The sequence below is a fragment of the Kutzneria viridogrisea DSM 43870 genome, from assembly GCF_000525635.1.
GTDB classification, from domain to species: Bacteria; Actinomycetota; Actinomycetes; order Mycobacteriales; family Pseudonocardiaceae; genus Kutzneria; species Kutzneria viridogrisea.
In genome coordinates this window covers 8719075-8744041 of the sequence record NZ_CP007155.1, presented here as the reverse complement: position 1 = coordinate 8744041, position 24967 = coordinate 8719075, and the positions used below count along the sequence as shown (strand labels likewise).

The window sequence follows — 24967 nt, the reverse complement described above, 5'->3', positions numbered from 1 at the left end:
CCTCAGGGGGTGCGGGTCGTCCGGTGCCTCCCCGGCGCCCCAATCCGCAGAACCCCGGCGCCCAGAACCCGGCCGTGCCCGGTCGGCAGCCTGGGCAGCCGCCGCGCCGCCCGCAGCCGCCCAGGTCGCAACCGCCCGGTGAGCCGGGCGCTGGTCAGCAGCGCAAGCCGGTCCCGCCGCCGCCCAAGCCGGTGGCCAAGCCCACCGAGGCCGCGCGCGCCGCCGCCCCGGACCAGCCCGCTGCCAAGCCCAAGTCGGGGCCGCGGCGCCCCGTGGCCAAGGGGGCCAACGGTTCGGTGGGCCGCAAGGCGGGCATGGTCGCCCTGGCCTTCGCCTCCACCGTGGTGCTGCTGCTCACCGGCTACGGCTACGCCACGCTGGACAGCCTGCTCAGCGGGCTGGCCACCGACGACGTGATCAAGAACGGTGGGGAGGAGAAGCCCGCCGACGGCGCCGTGGACATCCTGTTGGTGGGCCTGGACAGCCGCACCGACGCGCACGGCGACCCGCTGCCAAGGGACGTGCTCAACCAGCTCAACGCGGGCGGGGACGACGGCGAGCTGAACACGGACACGCTGATCCTCGTGCACGTGCCCAACGACACCTCCAAGCCCGCCTCGCTGCTGTCCATCCCGCGCGACTCCTATGTGGACATCCCGGGCGGCTACGGCAAGCACAAGATCAATTCCGCGTACGCCCGCGCGATGAACGACGAGATGGGCAACCTGCAGAAGCAGGGCGGCATGGACCAGAAGACCATGCAGCAGAAGGCGCAGTCGGCGGGCCGCAAGGAGCTCATCGACACGATCTCCAAGCTGACCGGTGCCACCATCGACCACTACGCCGAGATCAACCTGTACGGCTTCAGCGAGATCACCAAGGCCGTGGGCGGCGTGGAGGTGTGCCTCAAGGCCCCGGCCAAGGACTCCTTCTCCGGGGCCAACTTCCCCGCGGGCAAGCAGAGCATCCAGGGCGTGGACGCGCTGAAGTTCGTGCGCCAGCGGCACGGCCTGCCCAACGGGGACCTGGACCGGATCAAGCGCCAGCAGGTGTTCATGGCGGGTCTGGCCAAGACCGTGCTGTCCGCGGGCACCCTGACCAACCCGAGCAAGCTCAGCGACCTCATCGGCGCGATCAAGAACGCCGTGCTGCTGGACGCCAAGTGGGACCTGCTCGGCTTCGCCCAGCAGCTCAAGGGCATGACCGGTGGCGGGCTGCACTTCCAGACCATTCCCACCGGACGTCCCGACCTGGAGACCAACGAGGACGGTCAGGCCGTGGAGGTCATCCCCTCCGAGGTGCAGGCGTTCGTGCGCAAGCTCACCGGGGACACGCCCAGCTCCACCTCCAGCGCGGGCCAGCCCTCCGGAACCTCCGCCACCGGTGGCGCCAACGCGGACGTCACGGTCGAGGTGCGCAACGCCAACGGCACGCCCGGTCTTGCCGACCGCGTGCTGAACGCCTTGGCGGCCAAGGGTTTCAGCAAGGGCAACACTGACAACTCGCCCAAGCGTGCCAAGTCGGTCATCCGCTACCCCAGCGGTGGGGCCGACAACGCCAAGCGGGTCTCCGAGGCGCTCGGCGGCGGCTACACCCTGGAGCAGGACGACGCCAACGGCATCGCCTCCGGTCACGTCCGGATCTTCCTCAGCACCGCCTACGACGGTCCCGGGGCGCAGGGCTTCACCGGCCCGCAGCAGTACCAGCTCGCCCCGCCCGCGACCAGCTCCAGCGCTCCGGCCGGGGACGACGGCGCCATCACCGCCGACGGCATAACCTGCATCAACTGACCCACCCCGCGTGTCATGAAAGTGCCGTATGGGACATCTAGTGTCCGCAACGGCACTTTCATGGCATGAGGCGGCGCGGGCCGCCACTGTGGACAGTTCGCGGGTAGACCCGGCCCAACCCGATTCTTGAGTGTCACTCTTGATAACGTTTTGATCACCTTGCCACGTCGGTGCGTGTCAGGCGCGCGTGGGCACGGTCAGATTCGACGAACTCGACAGTTCGGATTCGAGGGGAACTCACTGTGAAATCACCCTTGCCGGTCACGGCGGTGCTGGTTGCCGCGCTGACCGCGGGCACCATGGCCGCCACCGGGGCGAGCGCGCTCGCGTCCCCCGCGGGGCTGCCGACCGCCGAGCCCCGCCCGGTCGCGGCGGACAAGCTGTTCACGCACGCGTGCGACGGACACCCCGGGTACGAGTGCGGCACACTGACCGTGCCGATGGACTACTCGCGCCCGTGGGGCCCGAAGCTGAAGATCGCTGTCACCAGGGCCAAGGCGACCGGCACGCCGGAACAGCGCCAGGGTGTGATCCTGTTCAACCCGGGCGGTCCCGGCGGCAGCGGCCTGTACTGGGCCACCTCGGTGCCCGCCAGCGTGCGCCAGGCCTACGACTTCATCGGTTTCGACCCGCGCGGTGTCGGCGAGAGCAGCCCGATCCACTGTGTGGACGCGACCAAGTTCTTCGCGCAGCCCTCGGCGGACCCGAACCCGGCCACCGAGGCCGACAAGGAGCCGTTCAAGCAGCGCGCCAAGGACTACGCCGCGGGCTGTGCCGCCAAGAACGGCGCGGAGTTGCCGTACCTGACCACGCCCAACACCGCGCGTGACGTGGACTCGATCCGCGAGGCGCTGGGCGAGAAGAAGATCAACTACTACGGCGTGTCCTACGGCACCTACCTGGGTGTGGTGTACGGGCAGCTGTTCCCGAACCGCGTGCGCCGGATGCTGATCGACAGCAGCACCAACGCCGACCCGGCCAACGTCTGGTACCAGTCCAACCTGGACCAGGACATCGCCTTCGAGGCGCGGGCCGACCAGTGGTTCGAGTGGATCGGCAAGTACGACTCGGTGTTCCACCTGGGCACCACCCGGGACGCCGTGAAGGCGAACTACACCAAGGCCCGCGCCCAGCTCAAGGCCAAGCCGCAGGGCATCGTGGGCCCGAACGAGCTGGACGCGATGGTGGTCAACTCCGGCTACTACGACGTCGGCTGGGTCAGCAACGCGCAGGCGCTGAGCGACTACGTGGTCAAGGGTGACGCCACCAAGCTGATCAACTACACCAAGCGCGGGGACGCCACCTCGGCGGACTCGGAGAACTCCAACGCGGTCTACACCGCCGTGGAGTGCAACGACGCGCGCTGGCCGCGTGACTGGAACACCTGGAACCGGGACAACTCGGCGTACGCGGTGAAGGCTCCGATCGAGACCTGGAGCAACGCCTGGATGAACCTGCCGTGCGCGTACTGGAAGGTGCCGCAGCAGACCCCGATCAAGATCGACGGCAGGGGCCTGCCGCCGATCATGATGTTGCAGGGCACGATGGACGCCGCCACCCCGTTCGAGGGCGCGCTGCGCACGCACGGCCTGATCCCCAGCTCGCGGATGATCATCGAGCAGGGCGGCGGCTCGCACGGGCTGTACAACGAGCCGTGGGTGCACAACACCTGCCTGGACGGCTACGCCACCAACTACCTGTTGACCGGTGCGGTGCCCTCGGCCGACGTGACCTGTGCCGGTCACGCCCAGCCGGTGCCCGCCGGTGCCAGGGAGCTGTCCACCAGCGACCTGCAGGCCAGCCGGTTCGGCGGTCGCGTCCGCGGCTGAGCCGCCCTCGTGCGGGGCGCTGCCGCGACGGCGTCCCGCACACACACCTGGTGACAGTCCCCCGCCACTCCCTGGGGGACGACCCCGTCACCAGTCTACCGCCCCACCCCGACAGTTGATCTTGCTGAAGATCCACGTGTGGACAACTCGCGCCCTGTGGACAACTGCCGGACGCAGTGATGCCCCCGTCCTCGTTGGCGGGGGCATCGTTGTGTACTGAGGGGTTCAGCTGGCGCGCTGGTACGGATCGGGCAGTTCGGCACCGACGAGCAGGATGCAGCGCATGCACTTCATGCCCTCGGCTGTGTCCACGATCAGCTCCTTGGGGGCGCTGTGCGTGCACCGCGCGCTGAGTGTGCGGCGGTCCACCTCGGTGATCTGACCCAGCGGGAAGGCGTGCACCTGGTCGTCGTAGGCGCTGCGCCACCAGATGATGGGAAGGCTCACGTCCTGGTCCCTTCGGTGTTGCGGCGTCACAGGAAGGAGACGGCTATGGAGGTTGCGGCGGCAACGTTAGGTGCCTACCCGTGAGTTCGGTCGCCAACGAGTGCACAGGTGCTTGGCGCTTCGTGCACAGTTGGCTACTGTGAACGTGAGGGGGCGGTTGGAGTACCCGCTGCTACTCCGAACGTCACTGGGGAACGAGATCCATGCCCGAGCTCGCCTTCGACGCGCAGACCCCTGTCGCGGAGCGTCTTGAGGTTTTCCAGCAGGCCGCCTCCGAGGCGTTCGCCCCGCTCCGGCTGGCACCCGAGGACCTGGCCGGGTTCGACGGCCGGATCAACTACGCCCAGGCGGGCCGTGTGCTCGTCGCCGACATCACCACCACGGCGGGCGCGGTGCAGCGCACGCCCAAGTTGATCACCTCCACCGACACCCCGCTGTACAAGGTGTCCCTGCACCTGAGCGGGCACGGCATCCTGTACCAGGACGACCGGCAGTGCGTGCTCAAGCCGGGTGACCTGGTGGTCTACGACACCACCCGGCCCTACGGGCTGGTCTACGGCAGCGACTACCGCACGGTGGTGCTGGGCGTGCCCCAGGAGTTCCTGGCCACCAGCGCCGAGGCGGTGCGCGAGGCCTGTGCGCTGCCGGTGTCCTGCGAGGCGGGGCTGGCCCGGGTCGTCGCGGGCTTCCTCGGCGGCATGGTCGAGGACCTGGAAGGCAGTGCCGTGCAGGGCGGCAACCAGCTGGCCGACTCGCTGGTCGGCCTGCTGGGCAAGGTGTTCACCGGCAGCGCCGAGCGGCTGGCCGACCCGCGCACCACGATGCGCGAGCGGGTGCTGGCCTACTGCGAGGCCAACCTGACCGACCCGGACCTGTGCGTGGAGTCGGTGGCGCTGGCGCACGGCATCTCCGTGCGGTACCTGCACAAGCTGTTCGCCGAGACGGACACCACGATGGCCGCCTGGATCCGCGGCAGGAGGCTGGAGCACATCCGCCGCGACCTGATCGACCCGTCGCTGGCCGGGCGGACGGTGGCCGCGGTGGCCGCGCACTGGGGCGTGCTGGACCCGACCCACCTGAGCCGGGTGTTCCGCAGCGCCTTCGGCGTGAGCCCCTCGGGCTACCGCAGGGCGGTCACGGGTTGCTGACCGGACCGCGCTGGGTGGGCATCCACACGGCGGCCTGCACCCTGGCCAGGCCGCCGCGCACCGCCGCGGCGAAGCGCTGGGCCTGGTCGAAGGGCACGCCGGTGATGCGCAGTTCCCCGTCCTCGGAGCGGATCGACAGCGAGCCGCCGGACAGGGAGTTGCCCGAGGTCGCCACGGAGACCACCTCGGACAGCGGGATCTGCGTGTCGCTGGACAGGATGCGGAAGTCGGTCACCAGGAGCACGGGCTGACCAGCGCCTGCGATGACGGCGTGCACACGCTCGTCGGCACCGAGCAGGGCGGACAGCTCCACGGGTACCGCAAGTGTGTCGGCCATGCGCTCAGCATCCAGCCCGTTGACCGTTGCCGTCATTCACCCGGAGGGGTGTACCCGTTGGTAACTCTGCGCGATGTGTGTAGCTGAACTACACGATTCATGCAGTAGAATTAAATAGAATTTCTTATTTGACGGAGGCAAACTAGCAGCGTGGTCGCCTCCCTGTCTGCCCCAGACGTCCGTGCCGAGCAGTCCCGCCGAGGCTCGCAGGGCCTGTGGCTCGCGGTGGCCGCCTACGGGGTGTGGGGCCTGTTCCCGCTGTACTGGCCGCTGCTCAGCCCGGCGGGCGCGGTGGAGATCCTGGCCAACCGCATGGTGTGGTCGCTGGCGGTCATCCTGGTGCTGCTGCTGGTGCGCAACCGCTGGGGCTGGGTGCGCGAGCTGCTGCGCCAGCCCGTGCGGCTGGTGATGCTGGTGCTGGCCTCGGCCGCGATCTCGGTGAACTGGGGCGTCTACATCTGGGGCGTCAACAACGGCCACGTGGTGGAGACCTCGCTGGGCTACTTCATCAACCCGCTGGTGACCATCGCGTTCGGCGTGGTGCTGCTGCGCGAGCGTTTGCGCACCGTGCAGTGGGTGGCCGTGGGCATCGGGCTGGCCGCGGTGCTGGTGCTCAGCTTCGCCTACGGGCGCCCACCGTGGATCTCGCTGGTGCTGGCCTTCAGCTTCGGCACGTACGGGCTGCTCAAGAAGCGGGTCAACCTGCCCGCGATCGAGGGGCTGGCCGCGGAGACGGTCGTGCAGTTCATCCCCGCGGCCGGGTACCTGGTCTGGCTCCAGGCCTCCGGCGCGGGGTCGCTCGGGCAGGGCTGGTCGCACACCGCGCTGCTGGTCGGCACCGGCGTCATCACGGTGATCCCGCTGCTGTGCTTCGGCGCCGCCGCGATCCGGCTGCCGCTGTCCACCATCGGCCTGGTGCAGTACCTGGCCCCGGTGTTCCAGTTCCTGGTCGGCGTGCTGGTCGTGCACGAGCAGATGAGCACCGCCAGCTGGGTCGGGTTCGGCATGGTGTGGCTGGCGCTGCTCGTGCTCATCAGCGACGCGCTGCGGCCGATGCTACGCTTTGTACGACGCTGATCGTACGAAGGTGGGATCTCATGCAACTGGGACGAGTCGGCATCTGGAACCACGAACTGGCCCGCACCGACCCTAGTGAGCAGGCCCTGTTCGGCGAGGCCGTCGCGGAGTTGGACGAGCTCGGCTACGGCACGATCTGGATCGGCGGCAGCCCCGGCGTGGACCGCGCCGCCAAGGTGCTCGCCGACACCAGGCAGATCACCGTGGCCACCGGGATCCTCAACATCTGGTGGCACGAGCCCGCCGACGTGGCCGCGCAGACCGCGGCGCTGGCCGCCGAGCACCCGGGCCGGTTCGTGCTCGGGCTGGGCGCCAGCCACAAGAAGCTGGTCAACGACTACCGCAAGCCGCTGTCGTACATGCGGGAGTACCTGGATGGCCTGGACGCCGCCGGGCAGCCCGCCGCGGAGCGCGTGCTCGCGGCGCTGGGTCCGAAGATGCTGGAGCTGTCCCGGGACCGGGCCGCGGGCGCGCACCCGTACCTGGTGACACCGGAGCACACGGCCCGCGCGCGGGCGACCCTCGGCGACGCGGTGCTCGCGCCGGAGCTCAAGGTCGTGCTGGACACCGACCCGGAGACGGCGCGTGCCACCGCCCGGGAGCACCTGGCGATCTACTTCCAGCTGGCCAACTACCTGAACAGCCTGCGCACCTTGGGTTTCACCGACGAGGACTTCGCCGAGGGCGGCAGCGACCGGCTGGTCGACAGCACCGTCGCCTGGGGTGACGAGAACGTGGTGGCCGACCGGCTGCGCCAGCACTTCGACGCGGGCGCCGACCACGTGTGCCTCCAGGTCCTCGGTGCCAGCCTGCCCCGTGAGCAGTGGCGCAGGCTGGCGCCGTTGACCTCAGTCCAGTAGCCCGGAACGGCGCCACAGCCTGACCGTGGGGCCGCCGATCAGGTCCTGCTCGGACAGGAAGCGCACGACTCGCTCGGCCCCGTGCCGCTTGGCCTCGCGGTGGTGCGGGTTGGCCCAGGCCTGGCGGCGGGCCTCGCGCGGGTCCAGCCCGGCCCGCTTGTACTGGCTCGGGTTCGTCAGCGCCGTGGCCAGCAGCATCGCGCCCTGTGCGCCCACGAACCGGGCGAACTCCTTGCTCGCCCGGTTCGTGCGCTCCAGCCTGCGGACCAGGTCCGCACGCGCGTAGCGCACGTGCCGGGCCTCCTCCGTGACGTGGATGCGCATCACCGCCTGCACCAGCGGTTGCAGCCGCTCGTCGCGCATGGTGTCGCGTTGCAGCACGTCGAACACCTCCTCGCCCATCAGCGTGGCCACCCACATCGACGGGCCGGTCAGCACCAGCGGCAGGACCTGGCCGATCCGGTGCCACACGAACGGCTGGCGGTACGGCCTGCCGTCCACCCGCTCGATGAGCCGCCCGAACATCGTGGAGTGGCGGCACTCGTCGGCCACCTCGGCGAAGGCGTAGTGCACGTGCCGCGAGGTGGGGTCGCGGTGGTAGGTCAGCCGCAGCAGCAGCTGCATCAGGATCGTCTCGAACCAGATGCCCACGCTGACGGTGTTGACCAGCTCCTGCTTGGACAGCTCGATGCGCTGCCGCTGGTCCATGGCCGCCCACATCGGCGTGCCGTAGAGCGTCACCAGGTGCTCCGGCACGTAGAACTTGTCCTCGGCCAGCGGCGCGTCCCAGTCGATGTCGATCTCGGGGTCGTAGCTGAGCTTGGCGCTGGAGGTGAGCAGGCGCTGGGCGGTGGCCTCGCGGTTGGGGGTAGACGGGCTCATTGCACGCTCCTGTCCGCACTGTGGCACTGAGGAACGTTACAATGACCATTCAAACAATGGAAGATGTCAGGGTTGCTCGCGCAGCAGGGAGCCGAACCGCTCGTCCAGCAGGTTCGCCAGCTCCGCGGTCATCGCCAGGGCCAGGGTCGCCGACACCGCCGACTGGGCCAGTGGCCGCAGCCGCCCGGTGAGCGCGGTCAACTCCGGGATCTCCTCCTTGGACGGCACCCACTTCTCCCCGTGCGGGTCCAGCACGTGGCGCGACACCATGTCCAGGAACAGCCCGGCCACCCCGTCCAGGCTCTCCCGCAGCCGCTCCGCGAGGTCCAGCACCGCGGGCACCGGCACGCCCGCCGCGATCAGCTCCCGGCCCGCCTGCAACAGGCGTGGGCTGAGCACCACGAAGTGCAGCCCACGCCGTTGCAGCACGCCCAGTCGCAGCGCCCGGCGCACGTTGTCCGGGGTCGCGTACTTGCCGAACTCGCGCACCAGTTCGGCCGCCGACACCGTGGTCGGCACCTCGTCCGACCAGGGCTCGGTCAGCGCCTGCTCCAGGCCAAGCACCTCGGCCAGGTCCCGGCCCGACTCCCAGGCCGCCAGGATCTCCTTGATCTGCGCGAAGGTGTAGCCGCGCGCCAGCATGTTCACGATGATCCGCAGCCGGGCCAGGTGCGCCTCGCTGTAGATCGCCACCCGCCCCTGGCGGACCGGCGGGGGAAGCAGGCCCCGGTCCTGGTACACGCGCACGTTGCCGACCGTGGTCCCAGCGGCGCGGGCGAGATCGTCAACCCGGTACTCCGACACGGGGGGAGTCTAGGCGGGTGACCGGGTCCCGCCTGGTGGGGCAAAGCGCCTCCGCCCACGCACGCCACCTCCTATCTTCTTCGGGTGCGAGGAATGCGGCGGAGCGGGAACGGCGGGGCGCGCAACGAGCTCACCGGCACCGCGCGCGACGTGGTCCAGATCGGCGCCGTGTACGGCGACGTGCACCTGAACCGCGCGGACTCGCCCGCCGAGGTGGACCACGCGGTGGAGCAGTTGCGGCAGGTCGTGTTCCAGCAGTGGGCCGAGGAGGCGGGGCTGCGCTCCCTGCGCCGCCCGGAACCGCTGCGGGTCAGGTGGTCGAGCACCGGGCGGCCGGTGGCGGCGGCACCAGGGGCGGTGATCGGTAGGGGAGCACTGCCCGGGCGGCCGATCCGGCTGCGGCTGCACGGGGACGTGCACCAGGTGGTGGCGGCCTTCCTCGCGCTGCCCGCCCAGCAGCTGGTGGTCATCGGTGAGCCGGGCGCGGGCAAGACCGTGCTGGCGCTGCTGCTCACCCTCGGCCTGCTCGGCAGGGCGGCACCCGAGGACCCGGTTCCCGTGCTGCTGAACGCCTCGACCTGGAACCCCCGCGCCGAGCACCTGCACACCTGGCTGGCGCGGCGGCTGATCGAGGACTACCCGGCACTGACCGACGCCCCCCAGCTGATCGCCCAGGGGCGGGTGATGGTGGTGCTCGACGGGCTCGACGAGATGCCCGCCGCGCTGCACCCGGCGGCGATCAACGCCCTCGACCGGGCCTCCAGCGACAACCGGCCGCTCGTCGTGACCTGCCGCAGCGCGGAGTACGAGGCCGCCGTCGCCGAGGGCGGCACGGTGCTGTCCCGCGCCGCCGTGGTGGAGATCGAGCCCGTCGAACTCGTCGACGCCGCTGCCTTCCTGACCGCGGCGAGCCCCTCCGCGCGGCGCTGTTGGCCGCCTGTCGTGGACAGGCTCGCCGCGGAACCCGGCCTGCCGCTGGCCCAGGCGCTCACCAGCCCGCTGATGCTCGCGCTGGCCCGCACCGCGTACGGCTCGGCCGCCGCGGACCCGGTCGAACTGCTCGACCCCGCAGCCTTCCCGGACCGCACCGCGGTCGAACGGCACCTGCTCGACGCCTTCGTCCCGGCCGCCTACCGCGAGGAACCCGCCGCCCCCGGCAGCCCGCGCGTCGGTTTGAGCCCGCACGACCCCGGGCAGGCCCGCGACTGGTTGCGCTTCCTGGCCGGGTACCTGGACCGCAGGGGCACCCAGGACCTGGCCTGGTGGGAACTGGCTCACGCGGTTCCCAGACCGGTGCTGGGGCTGGCCGCGATGCTGTGCGTGGCCTCGGTCTCGTGCCTGTTCGTCTGGGCCGTGGCTGAGCTGGGAGCCTGGCCCGGGGCCTTGGGCGAGGGCTTCCTCACGGCGGGGTCGGCCTCCAGCCTGCTCTGCGGTCTCGTCGGCGGCCTCGTGATGTCCTTCGGCCTGTTCCGGTGGCGCTTCCCGGCCCGGATGCGACTGCGCCTCAGGAGACGCTGGCGGGAGGTGTCGGTGGACCTGGTTCGCCGCTACCTCGATCGCAGGGCGGTGGTGTGGATGCTCGCCTGGCTGGGCACCGGGCTCGCGGTCGGCCTCGCTCTCGGCGGTACGCGGAGCATCCCGTTCGGCCTCGCCGCGGGTGCGGTCATCGGAGCCGGGATCTGGTTGTTCGGGGGCCTCGCGGGGGTGCTGAGCGTTCCCGTCGAGTTGACCGAGACCGTGGGCGCGGTGGACCTGCTGCGCGTGGCCCGGCGCTCGTCGATCTCCCAGGCGGCGCTGGTCGGCGTGGGTGGTTCGACGGTGCTCTGGGCCGGGCTGTGGATTGCCTTCGAGCCCGCCACGGGATTCCCGTTCGACCTCGTGCTGGGCCGGGTGCTGGTGCTCGGCTGGATGATCAGCGCCGTCGGCGGTTTCCTGTGCTGGGTCCTGCTGTTCACGGTCTGGGGCCCGTGGCTGATCGCGCGCTTGTGGCTGCCGCTCACCGGAGTCCTGCCGTGGCGGCTCGTCGGCTTCCTGGGCGATGCCCACCGCCGGGGTGTGCTCCGCCAGGCCGGTGCCGTGTACCAGTTCCGCCACGCCTTGGTTCAGCACCACCTGTCTGGCGGGGATCGGGGAAATCCCTGATGGCGCCGCACCACCACGGGTGGAGACTGGCGGGGTGAGCGGGAAACGGGGGGAGTACGGGGTCGACGCGCCCTACGCGCCGATCGGCATGCTCGTCGGTGCGCTGTTCGCGTTGAGCGGAGCGGTGTTCGGGCAGCAGGTGTGGCTGTACGCGGTGGCGGCCCTCGTGGCGCTGTTCGCCGTGCTGTACCTGCACACGACCCGCCGCGGCAAGTTCCTGGTCTGGGACGAGGTGCTGGACGGGCTGCCGATCGGTGGCGCCGAGCGGGTGCTGGACCTGGGCTGCGGGCGGGGTGCGGTGCTGCTCAACGTGGCCCGCAGGCTGACCACGGGGCGGGCGGTGGGGGTGGACCTGTGGCGCAGTGTGGACCAGTCCGGCAACGCGGTGCGGACCACGGCCCGCAACGCCGTGCTGGAGGGGGTCGAGGACCGGGTGGAACTGCACACGGGCGACCTGCGGGAACTGCCGTTCGAGGACGCGGGCTTCGACCTGGTGCTGTCCAGCCTGGCGATCCACAACATCAAGGACGCCGGGGGCCGGGCGAGGGCGGTCGAGGAGGCCGTGCGGGTGCTCAGGCCGGGTGGCAGGCTGGTGATCGCCGACATCAGCGCCACCGGGCTGTACCGGCGCAGGCTCACCGAGTTGGGCATGGCGGAGGTCCGCGACCGCGGGCTGGGCTGGCGGATGTGGTGGGGCGGGCCATGGATGCCGACCCGGCTGGTCACCGCGACCAAGCCGGTGTCAAGCGGTCCCGCGTGACGGACGGGAGCTAACACCGCGGGGGTCGTTGCGGGCAGACTGTCAGGCATGGAGAGGACCCTGGCCTGGGATGGCTCGGCAGTGGTGGCCGTGGACCAGTGCGCGCTGCCGCACGCCCGTGTGACCCTGCGGCTGACCACTCCCGACGAGGTGATCGACGCGATCAAGCGGCTGGCCATCCGGGGTGCCCCGGCGATCGGCGTGGCCGGGGCGCTGGGTGTCGCGTTGTCGGCGCACCTCAACGACGGGGACGAGGACGCGGTTCGCGCGGACGCACGGCGCATCGCCGACGCGCGGCCCACGGCGGTGAACCTGAGCTGGGCCGTGCGGCGGGTGCTGGAGCGGTTGCCGGAGGGCACCAAGGCGTTGCTCGACGAGGCGCTGCTCATGGTGGACGAGGACGTGCGCACCAACCGCGCGATGGCGGCGCTGGCGGCCGAGACGGTGCTGCGGCTGACCGACCGCAGGCCGCTGCGCATCCTCACGCACTGCAACACGGGCAGCCTGGCCACCGTGGCGATCGGTACCGCGCTGGGCGGTATCAAGGCACTGGCCGAATCCGGCCACGTGGCCGAGGTGATCGCCGACGAGACCCGGCCGCTGTTGCAGGGGGCGCGGCTGACCGCTTGGGAACTGGCCGAGGCCGGCATCCCGTACCGGCTCTGCGTGGACTCGGCGGGACCGGCCGCCATCGCCACCGGGCTGGTCGACGTGGTGATGGTCGGCGCCGACCGGATCACCGCGAACGGGGACGTGGCCAACAAGATCGGCACCTACTCGCTGGCGGTGGCCGCCGCGCGCAGCGGCATCCCGTTCGTCGTGGTGGCGCCCGAGTCCACTGTGGACGAGTCCATTCCGGACGGTTCGGGCATCGTGATCGAGCAGCGGGCCGCCGAGGAGGTCACCGCCTTCGGCGGCAGCCAGGTGGCGCTGCCGGGCACGCCGGTGTTCAACCCCGCCTTCGACGTCACGCCGAACGACCTGGTGACCGCGATCGTCACCGAGCGGCGGGTGATCGAGCAGCGGCCGGGCGCGGAGCTGGCCGAGGTCGCGCGCGGGCTGTACCGGCGCGGCTGGATGGACGGCACGGCGGGCAACCTCTCGGTGCGCCAAGGTGATCGCGCGCTGATCACCGCGAGCGGGCGCAGCAAGGGGGAGCTGACCGCGCGCGACGTCGTGCTCGTGGAAGCGACCACCGGCGCGCTGGTCGCCGGGCCGAAGCCCTCGGCGGAGACCTGCATCCACGCGGCGCTCTACAGGCTGTTCCCGGACTGCGGCGCCGTGGTGCACGCACACCCGCCGCACGCCACGGCGGTGGCCGCGCTGTCCGGACCGGGCAGCGTGCGGTTCACCGAGTTCGAGATCATCAAGGGGCTGGGCCTGCCCGATCCGAGTTCGGTGGAGGTACCGGTCTTCGCCAACTGGGTGGAGGTCCCGCGCATCGCCGAGGACATCGCCGCCCGGCTCACCGAGCAGGACCCGCCGGTGCTGCTGATCGCCCACCACGGCGTCACCGCGTGGGGGCCCACCCTTGAGGTGGCCCGGAACCGGTTGGAGAGCCTGGAGATGCTCTGCCGGTTGCACCTGCTCACCCACGGTCGATAGGAGAAACCGATGACACTGCTGCAAGTCATGGCCGACAGCGACCGCGAACAGGTGCTGCTGCGCACCACGGACGTGGCCACCATCGCCGCCGAACTCGCCCCGCACGGGGTCGTGCTGGAGCAGTGGGACACCGTGCCGCTGGCCCGCGACGCCGGTCAGGACGAGGTGCTGGCCGCGTATCGGTCCGATGTGGACAAGGTGTCCGCCGAAGGCGGGTACAAGCTGGTGGACGTGGCGCGCATCGTGCCCGACGACAGCAATCCCGAGTGGCCCGCGATCGCCAAGGGCGCGCGGGAGAAGTTCCTCAACGAGCACACCCACGACGAGGACGAGGTGCGCTTCTTCGTGGAGGGCAGGGGCTGCTTCTACCTGCACTTCGGGGACAAGGTGTACGCCGTGGTGTGCGAGGCGGGCGACCTGATGTCGGTGCCCGCGGGCACCACGCACTGGTTCGACATGGGGCAGCGGCCCGAGTTCTGCGCGATCCGGTTCTTCCAGGAGGAGGACGGCTGGGTCGCGGGCTTCACCGGTGACGGCATCGCCACCCGCATGCCCACCCTGGACGAGCTGCTGGTGTCGGCTTGATCGTCACCGACATCGAGGGCACGACCAGTTCGATCTCGCACGTGCACGAGGTGCTGTTCCCGTACTCGCGGGCGCGCGTCGCCGACTGGATCGGCCGCGCCGAGTGCGCGGGGATCGTCGAGCAGGTGCGGGCGGAGGTGGGGCGGCCCGATGCCGGTCTGGACGAGGTGGCGGCCGTGCTGGTCGGCTGGCTGGACGCCGACGTGAAGATCGCGCCGCTGAAGTCCTTGCAGGGCCTGATCTGGCAGCACGGCTACGACTCGGGTGAGCTGACCGCCCACGTGTACGAGGATGTGCCGCCCGCGCTGGAGCGTTGGCGTGCGGCGGGCGTGCCGGTGTACGTCTACTCCTCCGGATCCGAGCTGGCGCAGCGGTTGTGGTTCCGGCACACGCAGCACGGGGATCTGCTCGACTACTTCGCGGGCCACTTCGACACGGTGTCGGCCGGGCCCAAGAAGGCCGCCGAGTCCTACCGGGTGATCACGAAGGCACTGGGCGCCGAGCCCTCCGCGATCACGTTCCTGTCCGACGTGGCAGCGGAGCTGGACGCCGCCGCGGCGGCGGGCTGGCACACGGTGGGCGTGTCGCGGCCCGCCGACGGCTCGCCCGAGGTGGGTCGTCACCGCAGGATCACCACGTTCGACGTGCTCTGAGCGCCGAACACACCGTACGGGAACGTCCGACACGCCGTACGCGAAGCGCCGACACGCGGTGCCCGAAGCGCCGACACGCGGGGTTGACCGCGCGTGTCGGCGCTTCCGGGGCGGTGTGTCGGCGCTTGCGGTGCGGTGTGTTCGCGCTTCCGGTACGGCTACAGCCTCAGGTCCACGGCGTAGGTGCTCAGCCAGGAGTTCATGCCCAGCACGCGCTCGATGTCGAAGCGGGTCGCCATCGGGACCGGATCCTCGGCGACGGGGCGGTTGAGCACCAGGCGGACCTGCTCCGCGTTGAGCATCGAGCCCAGCGGGGCGGTGTCGTCGATGACCAGCTTGGCCAGCTCCTCGCGCAGCGCGTGCTCGTAGGTCGGGTCCTGGGTGGACGGGTACGGGCTCTTCTTGCGCTGCACGATCGACTCCGGCAGCACGTCCCTGGTGGCCGCCCGCAGCAGGCTCTTCTCGCGGCCGTCGAAGTTCTTCATCGCCCACGGGGTGTTGAACACGTACTGCACCAGCCGGTGGTCGCAGAACGGCACGCGTACCTCCAGGCCGCTGGCCATGCTCATCCTGTCCTTGCGGTCCAACAGGATCTGCACGAACCGGGTCAGGTGCAGGTAACACACCTCGCGCATGCGCTTCTCGTGGCCGTCCACCCCGTCCAGGTAGGGCACCTCGGCCAGGCCGTCCCGGTACGAGTCGGCGCGGTAGGCGGCCAGGTCCAGCTCGCGCAGCAGGTCCGGGGCGAGCAGGCTGGGCTGCTCGGAGAACAGGCCGGCCTGGGCCAGCCACGGGAAGGTGTCGGCGTAGACCAGCTTCGGGTCGTGGAACTGGAGGTAGCCGCCGAACACCTCGTCGGCGGACTCACCGGACAGGGCCACGGTCGAGTGCTGGCGGATCGCCTTGAACAGCAGGTACAGCGAGGTGAACGCGTCGCCCAGCGAGTTCGGGCCGTCGTTGGCGCGCAGCACCGCCGCGCGGTTGACCGGATCCATCAAGTCCACAGTGGACAGAACGATGTCCTTGTGGTCGGCGGCAACGTACTCGGCCAGCTCGTGCACGTACGGGGTGTCCGGGGTCTCGCGGACCACGTCGGGCTTGAAGTTCTCGGCGTAGCCGGTGAAGTCCACGGCGAAGGAGCGCACCGGCACGTCCAGGGCGCGGGCGGCCAGGGCGGTGATCGCCGAGGAGTCCAGGCCGCCGGAGAGCAGGGTGCACAGCGGCACGTCGGAGATCAGCTGCCGCTGCACGATGTCGTCCAGCAGCGAGCGCACGGTGCCGATCGTGGTCTCCAGCGAGTCGGTGTGCTCGACCGGCTCCAGCTTCCAGTACCGGCGCTTGCTGATCCCGTTGCGGCGCACGCGGACCAGCTGTCCCGGCCGCACTTCGTACACGCCCTTGTAGATGCCGTGCTCGGGGGTCTTGACGAAGGCCATCAGCTCGCGCAGCCCGTCGATGTCCACCACCGCCTCGACCTGCGGGTGGGCCAGGATCGCCTTGGGCTCGCTGCCGAACAGCACCCCGTGCGGGGTCGGGTGGATGAACAGGGGCTTGATGCCCATGCGGTCGCGCACCAGCAGCAGTTCCTCGGTGCGCTGGTCCCAGATCGCGAAGGCGTACATGCCGTTGAGGCGGTGCACGAAGTCCTCGCCCCACTGGAGGTACGCGTGCAGCACGACCTCGGTGTCGCTCTCGGTGCGGAACGAGTGGCCGTGGCCCTCCAGTTCCTCGCGCAGCTCGCGGTAGTTGTAGACCTCACCGCTGTAGGTCATGACGGCTAACTCGTCCACCGCCATGGGCTGCACACCGCCCTCGATGTCGATGATCGACAGTCGGCGGTGCGCCAGCACGGCGTGCCTGCTCAGCCAGATCCCGTGTGCGTCCGGGCCTCGGCAGGCCATCGTCTCGGCCATGGCGCGACCGGTCGCGCCCTTCGTGCTCAGGTCACGTTCGAAGTCCACCCATCCGGAGATCCCGCACATGACGCCTCCCCAGTTGTTGTTTTATACAACTATGTTACTAACAGAAGTCGTTCGGTAACACAACGGGAGGAAACGCCAAAAACCCCGCCCGTGCGGCACGGGCGGGGTTTTCCTGGCAGGGACGGGGGATTACTCGAAGGTCTCCCCGTTGGCGGCCTTGGTGCGCAGCAGTTCCGGCGGGCTGAACCGGTCGCCGTAGGTCTTGGCGAGCTCCTCGGCCCTGGCCACGAACCCGGCGACACCGCCCGGGTAGCCGTTGATGTACTGGAGCACACCGCCGGTCCAGGGCGGGAAGCCGATGCCGAAGATGGAGCCGATGTTGGCGTCGGCCACCGAGGTGATCACGCCCTCCTCGACGCACTTGACGGTCTCCAGCGCCTCCGCGAACAGCATGCGCTCCTGCATGTCCTTGAAGGGGATGGCATCCCCGTCGCGGATGATCGCATCGCCCTTGCCGAAGTGCTCGCGCAGCCCCGGCCACAGACCGGCCCGCTTGCCCTCGGCGTAGTCGTAGAAGCCCTTGCCCGCCGAGCGCCCGCCGCGGTCGAACTCGGTGACCATGCGGTCGATCACGGCCTCGGCCGGGTGCGCGTGCCACACCCCGCCCGCGGCCTCCACCGCCTTGCGCGTCTCGTCGCGGATCTTGCGCGGCAGGGTCAGCGTCAGCTCGTCCATCAGCGAGAGCACCGGGGCCGGGTAACCGGCCTGGGTGGAGGCCTGCTCGATGGACGGGGCGGGCAGGCCCTCGCCGAGCATGGCCACGCCCTCGTTGATGAACGTGCCGATCACGCGGCTGGTGAAGAAGCCGCGGCTGTCGTTGACCACGATCGGCGTCTTCTTCAGTTGCAGCACCACGTCGAAGGCCTTGGCCAGTGCCTCGTCGCTGGTGTTCGCGCCGCGGATGATCTCCACCAGCGGCATCTTGTCCACCGGGGAGAAGAAGTGCAGCCCGACGAAGTCCTCCGGGCGCTTGACGCCCTCGGCCAGGCCGGTGATCGGCAGGGTCGAGGTGTTCGAGCACAGCAGGGCGTCCGGGTTGACCACGTCCTGGATCTCCGCGAACACCTTGTGCTTGAGCTCGGTGTTCTCGAAGACGGCCTCGATCACCAGGTCCGCACCGGCCAGGTCGGCGGCATCGGCGGTCGGGGTGATCCTGGCGAGGATCTCCGCGCGCTTCTCGGCGGTCAGCTTGCCGCGGCTGACCTGCTTGTCCAGCAGGCCCACCGAGTAGTTCTTGCCGCGCTCGGCCGCTTCGGCCGACACGTCCTTGAGCACGACCTCCATGCCCGAGCGCGCGCAGGAGTAGGCGATGCCCGCGCCCATCATGCCCGCGCCGAGTACGGCCACCTTGCGTGCGGTGTAGGCGGGCACGCCCTGGGGCCTGCTGCCGCCCTTGTTGATCGTCTGCAGGTCGAAGAAGAACGCCTTGATCATGTTCTTCGCGGTCTGGCCGCTGGCCAGGCTGAACATGTAGCGGCTCTCGATACGCAGCGCGGAGTCGAAGTCCACCTGCGCGCCCTCGACCGCCGCGGACAGGATCGCCTTCGGCGCGGGCATGGGGGCGCCCTTGAGCTGCTTGCGCAGGTTCGCCGGGAACGCGGGCAGGTTCGCCGCGAACTTCGGGTTCGTCGGCGTACCACCGGGAATCTTGTAGCCCTTGACGTCCCAGGGCTGCACGGCCTCCGGGTTGTCCTTGATCCACTGCTTCGCGCGCGGGATCAGCTCGGACTCCTCGCTGATCACCTCGTCCACGATGCCGGTGGCCTGCGCGTCGGCCGGGCGCAGCTGCTGGCCCTGCAACAGCAGCTTGAGCAACGCGTCGGCGATGCCCAGCATGCGCACCGTGCGCACGATGCCGCCCGCACCCGGCAGCAGGCCCAGCGTCACCTCGGGGAAGCCGAAGCGCGCCTTGGGGTTGTCCAGCGCGATCCGGTGGTGGCAGGACAGCGCGATCTCCAGGCCACCGCCCAGCGCCGAGCCGTTGAGCGCGGCCACCACGGGGCGCCCCAGGGTCTCCAGCCCGCGCAGCGCACCCTTGGTGCTGGCCAGCGTGGCCATGAACTCGTCCGCGTGCTCCGGGGTGATCCGGCGCAGGTCGTTGAGGTCACCACCGGCGAAGAAGGTCTTCTTCGCCGAGGCGAGCACCACGCCGGTGATCTCCTCGCGCTCACGGCGCAGCCGCTCGACCACCTCGGCCACGGCGGAGGTGAACTCGGCGTTCATCGTGTTGGCCGACTGCCCCGGCGCGTCCATCGTCAGCGTGACGATGCCGTCGGAGTCCTTGTCCCACTTGAAGAACTCGCTCATGCTGAAGTCCGCTCCCGCTCAGACGCGCTCGATGATGGTGGCGATGCCCATGCCGCCGCCGATGCACAGGGTGACCATGCCGTAGCGGCCCTCGCGCCGCTCCAGCTCGTCGATCAGGGTGCCCACCAGCATCGCGCCGGTGGCGCCCAGCGGGTGGCCCAGCGCGATCGCGCCGCCGTTGACGTTGACCTTCTCCCAGGGCAGGTCCAGGTCGCGCATGAAGCGCAGCACCACGGCCGCGAACGCCTCGTTCATCTCGACCAGGTCGAGGTCGTCCACGGTCAGCCCGGCCTTGGCCAGCGCCTTGCGGCAGGCCGGGGCGGGGCCGGTGAGCATGATCGTGGGGTCGGCGCCGCTGACCGCCGTGGCGACCACGCGGGCGCGCGGGGTGAGCCCGAGCTCCCTGCCGATGGCCTCGCTGCCCACCGCCACCAGCGCGGCCCCGTCCACGATGCCCGAGGAGTTGCCCGCGGTGTGCACGTGGTCGATGCGCTCCACCCAGTGGTACTTCTGCAACGCGACGGCGTCGAAGCCGCCCATCTCGCCCATGGCGGCGAAGGAGGGCTTGAGGCCGCCGAGGGCGTCCAGCGTGGTGCCCGCGCGGACGTGCTCGTCGTGGTCGAGCACCACGACCCCGTTGCGGTCCTTGATCGGCACGACCGAGCGGGCGAAGTAGCCGTTGCTCCACGCCTTGGCCGCGCGGGCCTGCGACTCCACCGCGTAGGCGTCCACGTCCTCGCGGGACCAGCCCTCGATCGTGGCGATCAGGTCCGCGCCGATGCCCTGCGGCACGAAGCTGGTGTCGTAGTTGGTCTCCGGGTCCATGGCCCAGGCCCCGCCGTCGGAGCCCATCGGCACGCGGGACATCGACTCCACGCCGCCGGCCAGGATCAGGTCCTCCCAGCCGGAGCGGACCTTCTGCGCCGCGGTGTTGAACGCCTCCAGGCCGGAGGCGCAGAAGCGGTTGAGCTGGACCCCGGCCACCGTGTTCGGCAGCCCGGCGGCCAGCGCCGCCGTCTTCGCGATGTCCGCGCCCTGGTCACCGACCGGGCTGACGCAGCCCAGGACGATGTCGTCGATGCGGGCCGGGTCGAGGTCGGGGTAGCGCGTCCGCAGCTCGTCGATCAGTCCGACGACCAGCGAGACGGGCTTGACCTCGTGCAGTGAACCGGTCTGCTTGCCCCGCCCTCGCGGGGTACGGACCGCATCGAACACAAAAGCTTCGCTGCTCATGGGTGTGCGCCTCCTGGGTGGGCCTCCCCACGAAGGTAGCGCCGCCGCAAATAACAATCAATCCGGCCTGCTTGTTTTACATACCGGCCGGGATGTGAGCTGCTTCACGCCGTGGAGGCGGGCGGGTGTGCCATGAAAGTGCCGTTCCTTGCGTTCAACGCAAGGAACGGCACTTTCATGACATCTCTGGAGGCGGGATCAGCTGGCCCAGGGGACCTGGGGCGATGCGTAGTAGTTGACGCCCTGGGCCTTCCAGCGGGGCGCCTGCGAGCCGAGGCGGACCTTGAACTGGTCCCAGTTGTGCGTGCTCGCCGGGGACCAGCCCAGCTCGGCGATGCCCGCCAGGCGCGGGAACACCATGTAGTCGATGTCCGCGGTGCTGGTGATCGTCTCGGTCCACAGCGGGGCCTCGACCCCGTCCACCTGGCTGGCGTTCACCCCGGTGAGGTACCCGCCGGGATTCCAGTTGTACGAGTCGCGGACCTCGATGTACCCGGCCCAGTTCTGGCCCAGCTTGGTCGAGGCGTCGTACTTCATGTCCAGGTAAGCCAGGTTCGCCGGGGACAGCACGTAGTGCGTGCCCTTGGCGGCGGCGGCCTGCACGTTGGCGTCGGTGGGCCCGGTGCCCCAGAACTGGCCGACCGTGCCGGGCTGCAGCGCGGCCTTGCTGATGTCGTGCCAGCCCAGCGCCTTCTTGCCGTGCGCGGCCACGATCTGCTGCACCCGCGCGATGAACGGCTTGTAGTCGGCGTCAGTGGTGGAGTGCGCCTCGTCCCCGCCGATGTGGATGTACGGGCCGGGGGTCAGCGCGGCCAGTTCACCGATGACGTCGTCGAGGAACTTGTAGGTGATGTCCTTGCCGGTGCACAGGGAGCTGAAGCCCACCTCGGTACCGGTGTAGAGCGGCGGGGCGACCCCGTTGCAGTTCAGCTCGGCGTAGGAGGCCAGCGCGGCGTTGGTGTGCCCGGGCATGTCCATCTCGGGGATCACCGTGATGAACCGGCTCTGCGCGTACGCCACGAGGTCGCGGTACTGGGCCTGGGTGTAGTAGCCGCCCTTGCCGCCGCCGACCTGGGTGCTGCCGCCGTAGGTGGCCAGCTTGGGCCAGCTGTTGATGGCGATGCGCCAGCCCTGGTCGTCGGTCAGGTGCAGGTGCAGGGTGTTCACCTTGTACCTGGCGAGCTGGTCGATGTAGCGCTTGACCGCGTCCACCCCGAAGAAGTGCCTGGCCACGTCGAGCATCGCACCGCGGTAGGCGAACCGGGGCGCGTCGGAGATCGTGCCGCCCTGCACCTGCCACGGCCCGCGCTGGCGCTTGCCGCTGTCGATGCTCGCGGGAAACAGCTGGCGCAGGGTCTGCACCCCGGAGAACAGCCCGGCGGGCTTGTTCGCGCGCAGGGTGACCCCGTTGCCGGTGACCTCCAGCCGGTAGCCCTCCTCGCCGAGCTCCGGACCGGCCCCGGACAGCAGCAGCGTGATGCCCGCGGCGTGGCCGGACCTGGTGTCCACGGGCAGCGGGTAGCCGGTGGCCGGGCGCAGCACCGAGGCCAGGTACTGGCCCACCTCGGCCGCCGCCCCGGCAGCCGAGATCCGGGCCGCCGGGCCGAGCGTGAAAGTCGCGCCGGACTGGCTGGCCGTCACCGGGGCGGGTACGAGGTGGCTGTAGGGCACGACCTGTCTGGGCGCCGCCTGCGCGGCATCGGTGGTCACGGCCAGCCCGCCGCAGACGGCCAGTGCCGTCAGCGCGGAGGCCAGCCTTCGTGGGTAGGGGCGAACGGTCACGTCGTCCTCCTGCAACGATGCCGGGAACGCGGCGGCTTGGCTCATTGCATACAGACCGGCACGCAGTGTCAAGGTCTGGACCACTCGGCTCAGGCCCGCAGGTGCCGCAGCACCGCGAGCACCCTGCGGTGCCCCGCGTCGGTCGGCGGAAGGTCGAGCTTGGCGAAGATGTTGGCGATGTGCTTGCTGACCGCCCGCTCGGTGATCACCAGCAGCTCGGCGATCGTGCCGTTGGCGTGCCCCTGTGCCATCAGGGACAGCACCTCACGCTCCCGCGGTGTCAGGCCCTCCAGCGGGTCGTCTCGCCTGCTCAGCAGCGTCGAGACCACCTCGGGGTCCAGCGCGGTGCCGCCGCCGGCCACCCGCTCCAGGGCGTCCAGGAAGTCCTGCACCCGGCCCACCCGGTCCTTGAGCAGGTAGCCCAGCCCCTGCGCGCCCCCGGCCAGCAGGTCGGCGGCGCAGCCCTGCTCCACGTGCTGGGACAGCACGAGCACGGGCAGCCCGGGTAGCCGCTCGCGGACGGCCAGCACCGCGCGCAGGCCCTCGTCGGTGCGGGTCGGCGGCAGCCGCACGTCCACGACGGCCACGTCCGGCCGGTGCTCCAGCAGCGCGGGCACCACCTCCGGGCCGCTGCCCACCAGGGCCGCGACCTCGTGGCCCACGCTGGTCAGCAGCAGCACCAGGCCCTCGGCCAGCAACGCGTTGTCCTCGGCGATCACGATCCGCACGGCAGCACCACCCTCAGTTCGGTCGGCCCACCCGGTGGGCTGGTCAGCCGGGTCCGCCCGGCCAGCGCGGCGACCCTGCGCCGGATCCCGGCCAGCCCGCCGCCCACTCGCTCGGCGGCACCGCCGCGGCCGTCGTCGCGCACGCTCACCCACACCGAGCGCCGGGACCGCCCGATGCGGACACACACCTCGGACGCTTCACCGTGCCGGGTGACGTTGGTCAGCGCCTCGGCCACCACGAAGTACAGAGCCGCCTCGACGGCCGGCGCCAGCCGGTCCAGGTCCCGGCCGGCCCGCACCGAGGTGGGCACCCCGCAGCGCGCCGCCAGCCCGCGCACCGCCCCGACCAGCCCGCGCTCGGTCAGCACCGGCGGGTGCACGCCGTGCACGAGGTGGCGCAGGTCGACCAGCGCCTGTTCCACCCCGTCGTGCGCCTCGCGCACCAGGTCCAGCGCCCCGGCCGGGTTCGCGCTGAACGCGCGCTCGGCCAGTCCCAGCCGCAGCGAGATCGCCACCAGCTGGGCCTGCGTCCCGTCGTGCAGGTCGCGCTCGATCCGGTGCACCTCGTCCCCGTGCGCCAGCACCGCCCGCTCGCCGCGCTCCCGCGCCGTGGGCCGCAACAGCACCTCGGCCAGCCGGGCCTGCCCGGTCGCCAGCCTCGGCAGCGCCACGACGAGCAGTGCGAGGACCAGCGCCGCTTGGACGAGCCCGAGCAGCAGCGCGCTGGGCACGCCGGTGGCGACCGGGCCGAAGCTCAGCAGGACGCCGCCGGGCAGCAGCCGCCACCACAGCGGTAGCCCCAGCGCGAGCAGCAGCACCGGCCACAGCCCGAGCGCGAGGTAGCCCAGCACGAGCCCGGACAGGCCGTGGCCGAGGTGCCAGAGCAGCACGCGCGGGGATTCCCCGGCTTCGATGGTGGTGCCCAGCCGCCGGCCCGCCCGGCTGCGTTCGACCGCGGCCACGCGGCGCCCGTATGGCCCCAGCGGCAGGGTGACCAGTGCGAGCAACGCCGTTCCCGCGCCGACGGCCAGGTACCCGGTGGCCCGCAGCGATTCCCGCACCATCGCCCCCCGAGATGGTGTAGCTGGCTACACCCCGTTCGGGGTGCGCGCACCCTGGGACGGCGCCCCGGGTCTTCCTACGTTGAGTGTGTGAGCACCGCAAAGATAGCGCGCAACCAGGTCGCCACCTTCCTGCTGCTGGCCTTCGCCGGGGCGTGGGCGGTGACGATTCCCCTGTGGGGGAGCGGATTCCAACGCACGAGCACGACCCAGGTGGACGGTCCGTGGGTGCAGGTGATCATCGCGGCGATGATGGCCACGCCCGCACTCGCGGCGCTCGCGGTCACCCGCTCGGTCCGGGCGGTCGGGCTGGTTTGGCCGCGCGGGCAGTGGCGGCACTGCCTGACCGGGTTCGGGGTCCCGACCGCGATCCTCCTGCTCTCCCTGGGCCTCAGCTCGGCGCTTGGGGTGTTCCCGGTGGACCTCGGCCACGTCCAGGTCGGCGGCATCCTGCTGTCCTACCTGGTGAGCCTGCCGCTGTTCCTGGGGGAGGAGTTGGGTTGGCAGGGCTTCCTGCTGCCCCGCCTGTTACCGCTGGGCGCCTGGCCCGCGCTGCTGGCGGGCGGGGTGGTCTGGGGCCTGTGGCACGCCCCGGTCACCGTGCTGGGCGCCCAGTACCCCGGCCACCCGCCGCTGGTGGGCCTGGTCTGCGTGCTGGTGTCCACCGTGCTGATCGGCGTGCTGATCGGGTTCCTGCGCCTGGTCACCGGCTCGGTGTGGCCCACCGTGCTCGCGCACGCCGTGGTCAGCCAGCTCGCACCCGACCTGATCAAGGCGGTCTCCGCCGGTGGCCGCGCCGTGGACCCGCTGCTGGTGGGCCCGGCCAGCGTGGTGAGCTGGCTGCTGGCCGCGGGCCTGATCCTGGTGCTGCGCAAGCGGGTGGGCGAGTCCGGCCACCCCGCGCGACCAGCCCTGGAGCACTGACGTGCAACCCCGCGGCCCGCGGGCACCGTCC

Annotated in this window: 21 protein-coding genes and 1 pseudogene; 12 read left to right on the top strand and 10 right to left on the bottom strand. The window is 70.8% G+C overall.

The window, feature by feature from the left end; all coding sequences use genetic code 11:
• The first annotated feature begins 23 nt into the window (after positions 1–23).
• Together KALB_RS38085 and KALB_RS38080 are read left to right on the top strand one after the other, a co-directional pair.
• A complete protein-coding gene (locus KALB_RS38085) occupies positions 24–1790 on the top strand; it encodes an LCP family protein (protein WP_236650107.1) in 1767 nt (588 codons plus the stop codon).
• A 242-nt stretch (positions 1791–2032) separates the two neighbouring features.
• Positions 2033–3619 carry an alpha/beta hydrolase gene (locus KALB_RS38080; protein ID WP_201771865.1) on the top strand — a complete coding sequence of 529 codons (1587 nt, stop codon included), beginning with the start codon at positions 2033–2035 and terminating at the stop codon, positions 3617–3619.
• 225 nt (positions 3620–3844) lie between these two features.
• Here KALB_RS38080 and KALB_RS38075 read toward each other — a convergent pair whose 3' ends face one another.
• Positions 3845–4066 (bottom strand): hypothetical protein, encoded by a 222-nt coding sequence (locus KALB_RS38075; RefSeq protein WP_025360930.1) that lies wholly within the window; start codon positions 4064–4066, stop codon positions 3845–3847.
• Positions 4067–4269: 203 nt separating this feature from the next.
• Between KALB_RS38075 and KALB_RS38070 the strand changes: the two genes are divergently transcribed.
• Positions 4270–5214 (top strand): AraC-like ligand-binding domain-containing protein, encoded by a 945-nt coding sequence (locus KALB_RS38070; protein ID WP_025360929.1) that lies wholly within the window; start codon positions 4270–4272, stop codon positions 5212–5214.
• Here KALB_RS38070 and KALB_RS38065 read toward each other — a convergent pair.
• Complete coding sequence (locus KALB_RS38065; RefSeq protein WP_025360928.1) at positions 5201–5551, bottom strand: PH domain-containing protein; 351 nt, start codon at positions 5549–5551, stop codon at positions 5201–5203. The two genes, KALB_RS38070 and KALB_RS38065, sit on opposite strands and share 14 nt — an antisense overlap.
• A gap of 150 nt (positions 5552–5701) precedes the next feature.
• On the opposite strand from KALB_RS38065, the gene rarD reads away from it, so the two are divergent.
• Both rarD and KALB_RS38055 read left to right on the top strand, forming a co-directional pair.
• On the top strand, positions 5702–6628 hold the full coding sequence (gene rarD / locus KALB_RS38060) for an EamA family transporter RarD (RefSeq protein WP_025360927.1): 927 nt from the start codon (positions 5702–5704) through the stop codon (positions 6626–6628).
• A gap of 20 nt (positions 6629–6648) precedes the next feature.
• Positions 6649–7488 (top strand): LLM class F420-dependent oxidoreductase, encoded by an 840-nt coding sequence (locus tag KALB_RS38055; protein ID WP_025360926.1) that lies wholly within the window; start codon positions 6649–6651, stop codon positions 7486–7488.
• Here the strand turns inward: KALB_RS38055 and KALB_RS38050 are convergent.
• Positions 7477–8370 carry an AurF N-oxygenase family protein gene (locus KALB_RS38050; RefSeq protein ID WP_025360925.1) on the bottom strand — a complete coding sequence of 298 codons (894 nt, stop codon included), beginning with the start codon at positions 8368–8370 and terminating at the stop codon, positions 7477–7479. The genes KALB_RS38055 and KALB_RS38050 overlap by 12 nt on opposite strands.
• Positions 8371–8436: 66 nt before the next feature.
• A complete protein-coding gene (locus tag KALB_RS38045) occupies positions 8437–9174 on the bottom strand; it encodes a MerR family transcriptional regulator (protein ID WP_025360924.1) in 738 nt (245 codons plus the stop codon).
• Positions 9175–9267: 93 nt separating this feature from the next.
• Between KALB_RS38045 and KALB_RS38040 the strand changes: the two genes are divergently transcribed.
• The 6 genes and pseudogenes from KALB_RS38040 (at position 9268) to mtnC (ending at position 14919) form a co-directional block, all read left to right on the top strand.
• Positions 9268–11316, top strand: coding sequence for an NACHT domain-containing protein (locus KALB_RS38040; RefSeq protein ID WP_025360923.1), 2049 nt, complete (start codon positions 9268–9270; stop codon positions 11314–11316).
• Between the two features lie 34 nt (positions 11317–11350).
• A complete protein-coding gene (locus tag KALB_RS38035) occupies positions 11351–12076 on the top strand; it encodes a class I SAM-dependent methyltransferase (RefSeq protein ID WP_025360922.1) in 726 nt (241 codons plus the stop codon).
• 48 nt (positions 12077–12124) lie between these two features.
• A pseudogene (mtnA, locus tag KALB_RS49670) lies at positions 12125–13114 on the top strand (S-methyl-5-thioribose-1-phosphate isomerase); the annotation flags it as partial.
• Positions 13088–13681, top strand: coding sequence for a methylthioribulose 1-phosphate dehydratase (mtnB, locus tag KALB_RS49665; protein ID WP_268872282.1), 594 nt, complete (start codon positions 13088–13090; stop codon positions 13679–13681). The pseudogene mtnA and the gene mtnB, both read left to right, overlap by 27 nt.
• A 9-nt stretch (positions 13682–13690) precedes the next feature.
• A complete protein-coding gene (locus KALB_RS38025) occupies positions 13691–14266 on the top strand; it encodes a 1,2-dihydroxy-3-keto-5-methylthiopentene dioxygenase (RefSeq protein WP_025360920.1) in 576 nt (191 codons plus the stop codon).
• The gene (mtnC, locus tag KALB_RS38020) at positions 14263–14919 is read left to right on the top strand and encodes an acireductone synthase (protein WP_030111335.1); all 657 of its coding nucleotides are present in this window, start codon (positions 14263–14265) and stop codon (positions 14917–14919) included. The genes KALB_RS38025 and mtnC overlap by 4 nt, the downstream gene beginning before the upstream one ends.
• Before the next feature lie 158 nt (positions 14920–15077).
• Here mtnC and asnB read toward each other — a convergent pair whose 3' ends face one another.
• From asnB to KALB_RS37990, 6 genes are all read right to left on the bottom strand, one after another.
• Positions 15078–16901, bottom strand: coding sequence for an asparagine synthase (glutamine-hydrolyzing) (asnB, locus tag KALB_RS38015; protein WP_025360919.1), 1824 nt, complete (start codon positions 16899–16901; stop codon positions 15078–15080).
• Positions 16902–17030: 129 nt separating this feature from the next.
• Complete coding sequence (locus KALB_RS38010; RefSeq protein WP_025360918.1) at positions 17031–19208, bottom strand: 3-hydroxyacyl-CoA dehydrogenase NAD-binding domain-containing protein; 2178 nt, start codon at positions 19206–19208, stop codon at positions 17031–17033.
• An 18-nt stretch (positions 19209–19226) separates the two neighbouring features.
• On the bottom strand, positions 19227–20441 hold the full coding sequence (locus tag KALB_RS38005) for an acetyl-CoA C-acetyltransferase (protein WP_025360917.1): 1215 nt from the start codon (positions 20439–20441) through the stop codon (positions 19227–19229).
• Between the two features lie 198 nt (positions 20442–20639).
• Positions 20640–22223, bottom strand: a complete 1584-nt coding sequence (locus KALB_RS38000; RefSeq protein WP_030111336.1) for a beta-N-acetylhexosaminidase — start codon at positions 22221–22223, stop codon at positions 20640–20642.
• Positions 22224–22312: 89 nt separating this feature from the next.
• The gene (locus tag KALB_RS37995; RefSeq protein WP_025360915.1) at positions 22313–22951 is read right to left on the bottom strand and encodes a LuxR C-terminal-related transcriptional regulator; all 639 of its coding nucleotides are present in this window, start codon (positions 22949–22951) and stop codon (positions 22313–22315) included.
• Complete coding sequence (locus tag KALB_RS37990; protein WP_025360914.1) at positions 22939–24015, bottom strand: sensor histidine kinase; 1077 nt, start codon at positions 24013–24015, stop codon at positions 22939–22941. The genes KALB_RS37995 and KALB_RS37990 overlap by 13 nt, the downstream gene beginning before the upstream one ends.
• Positions 24016–24102: 87 nt before the next feature.
• Here KALB_RS37990 and KALB_RS37985 point away from each other — a divergent pair, with 87 nt between their 5' ends.
• Positions 24103–24936, top strand: a complete 834-nt coding sequence (locus KALB_RS37985) for a CPBP family intramembrane glutamic endopeptidase (RefSeq protein WP_025360913.1) — start codon at positions 24103–24105, stop codon at positions 24934–24936.
• Positions 24937–24967: the final 31 nt, after the last annotated feature.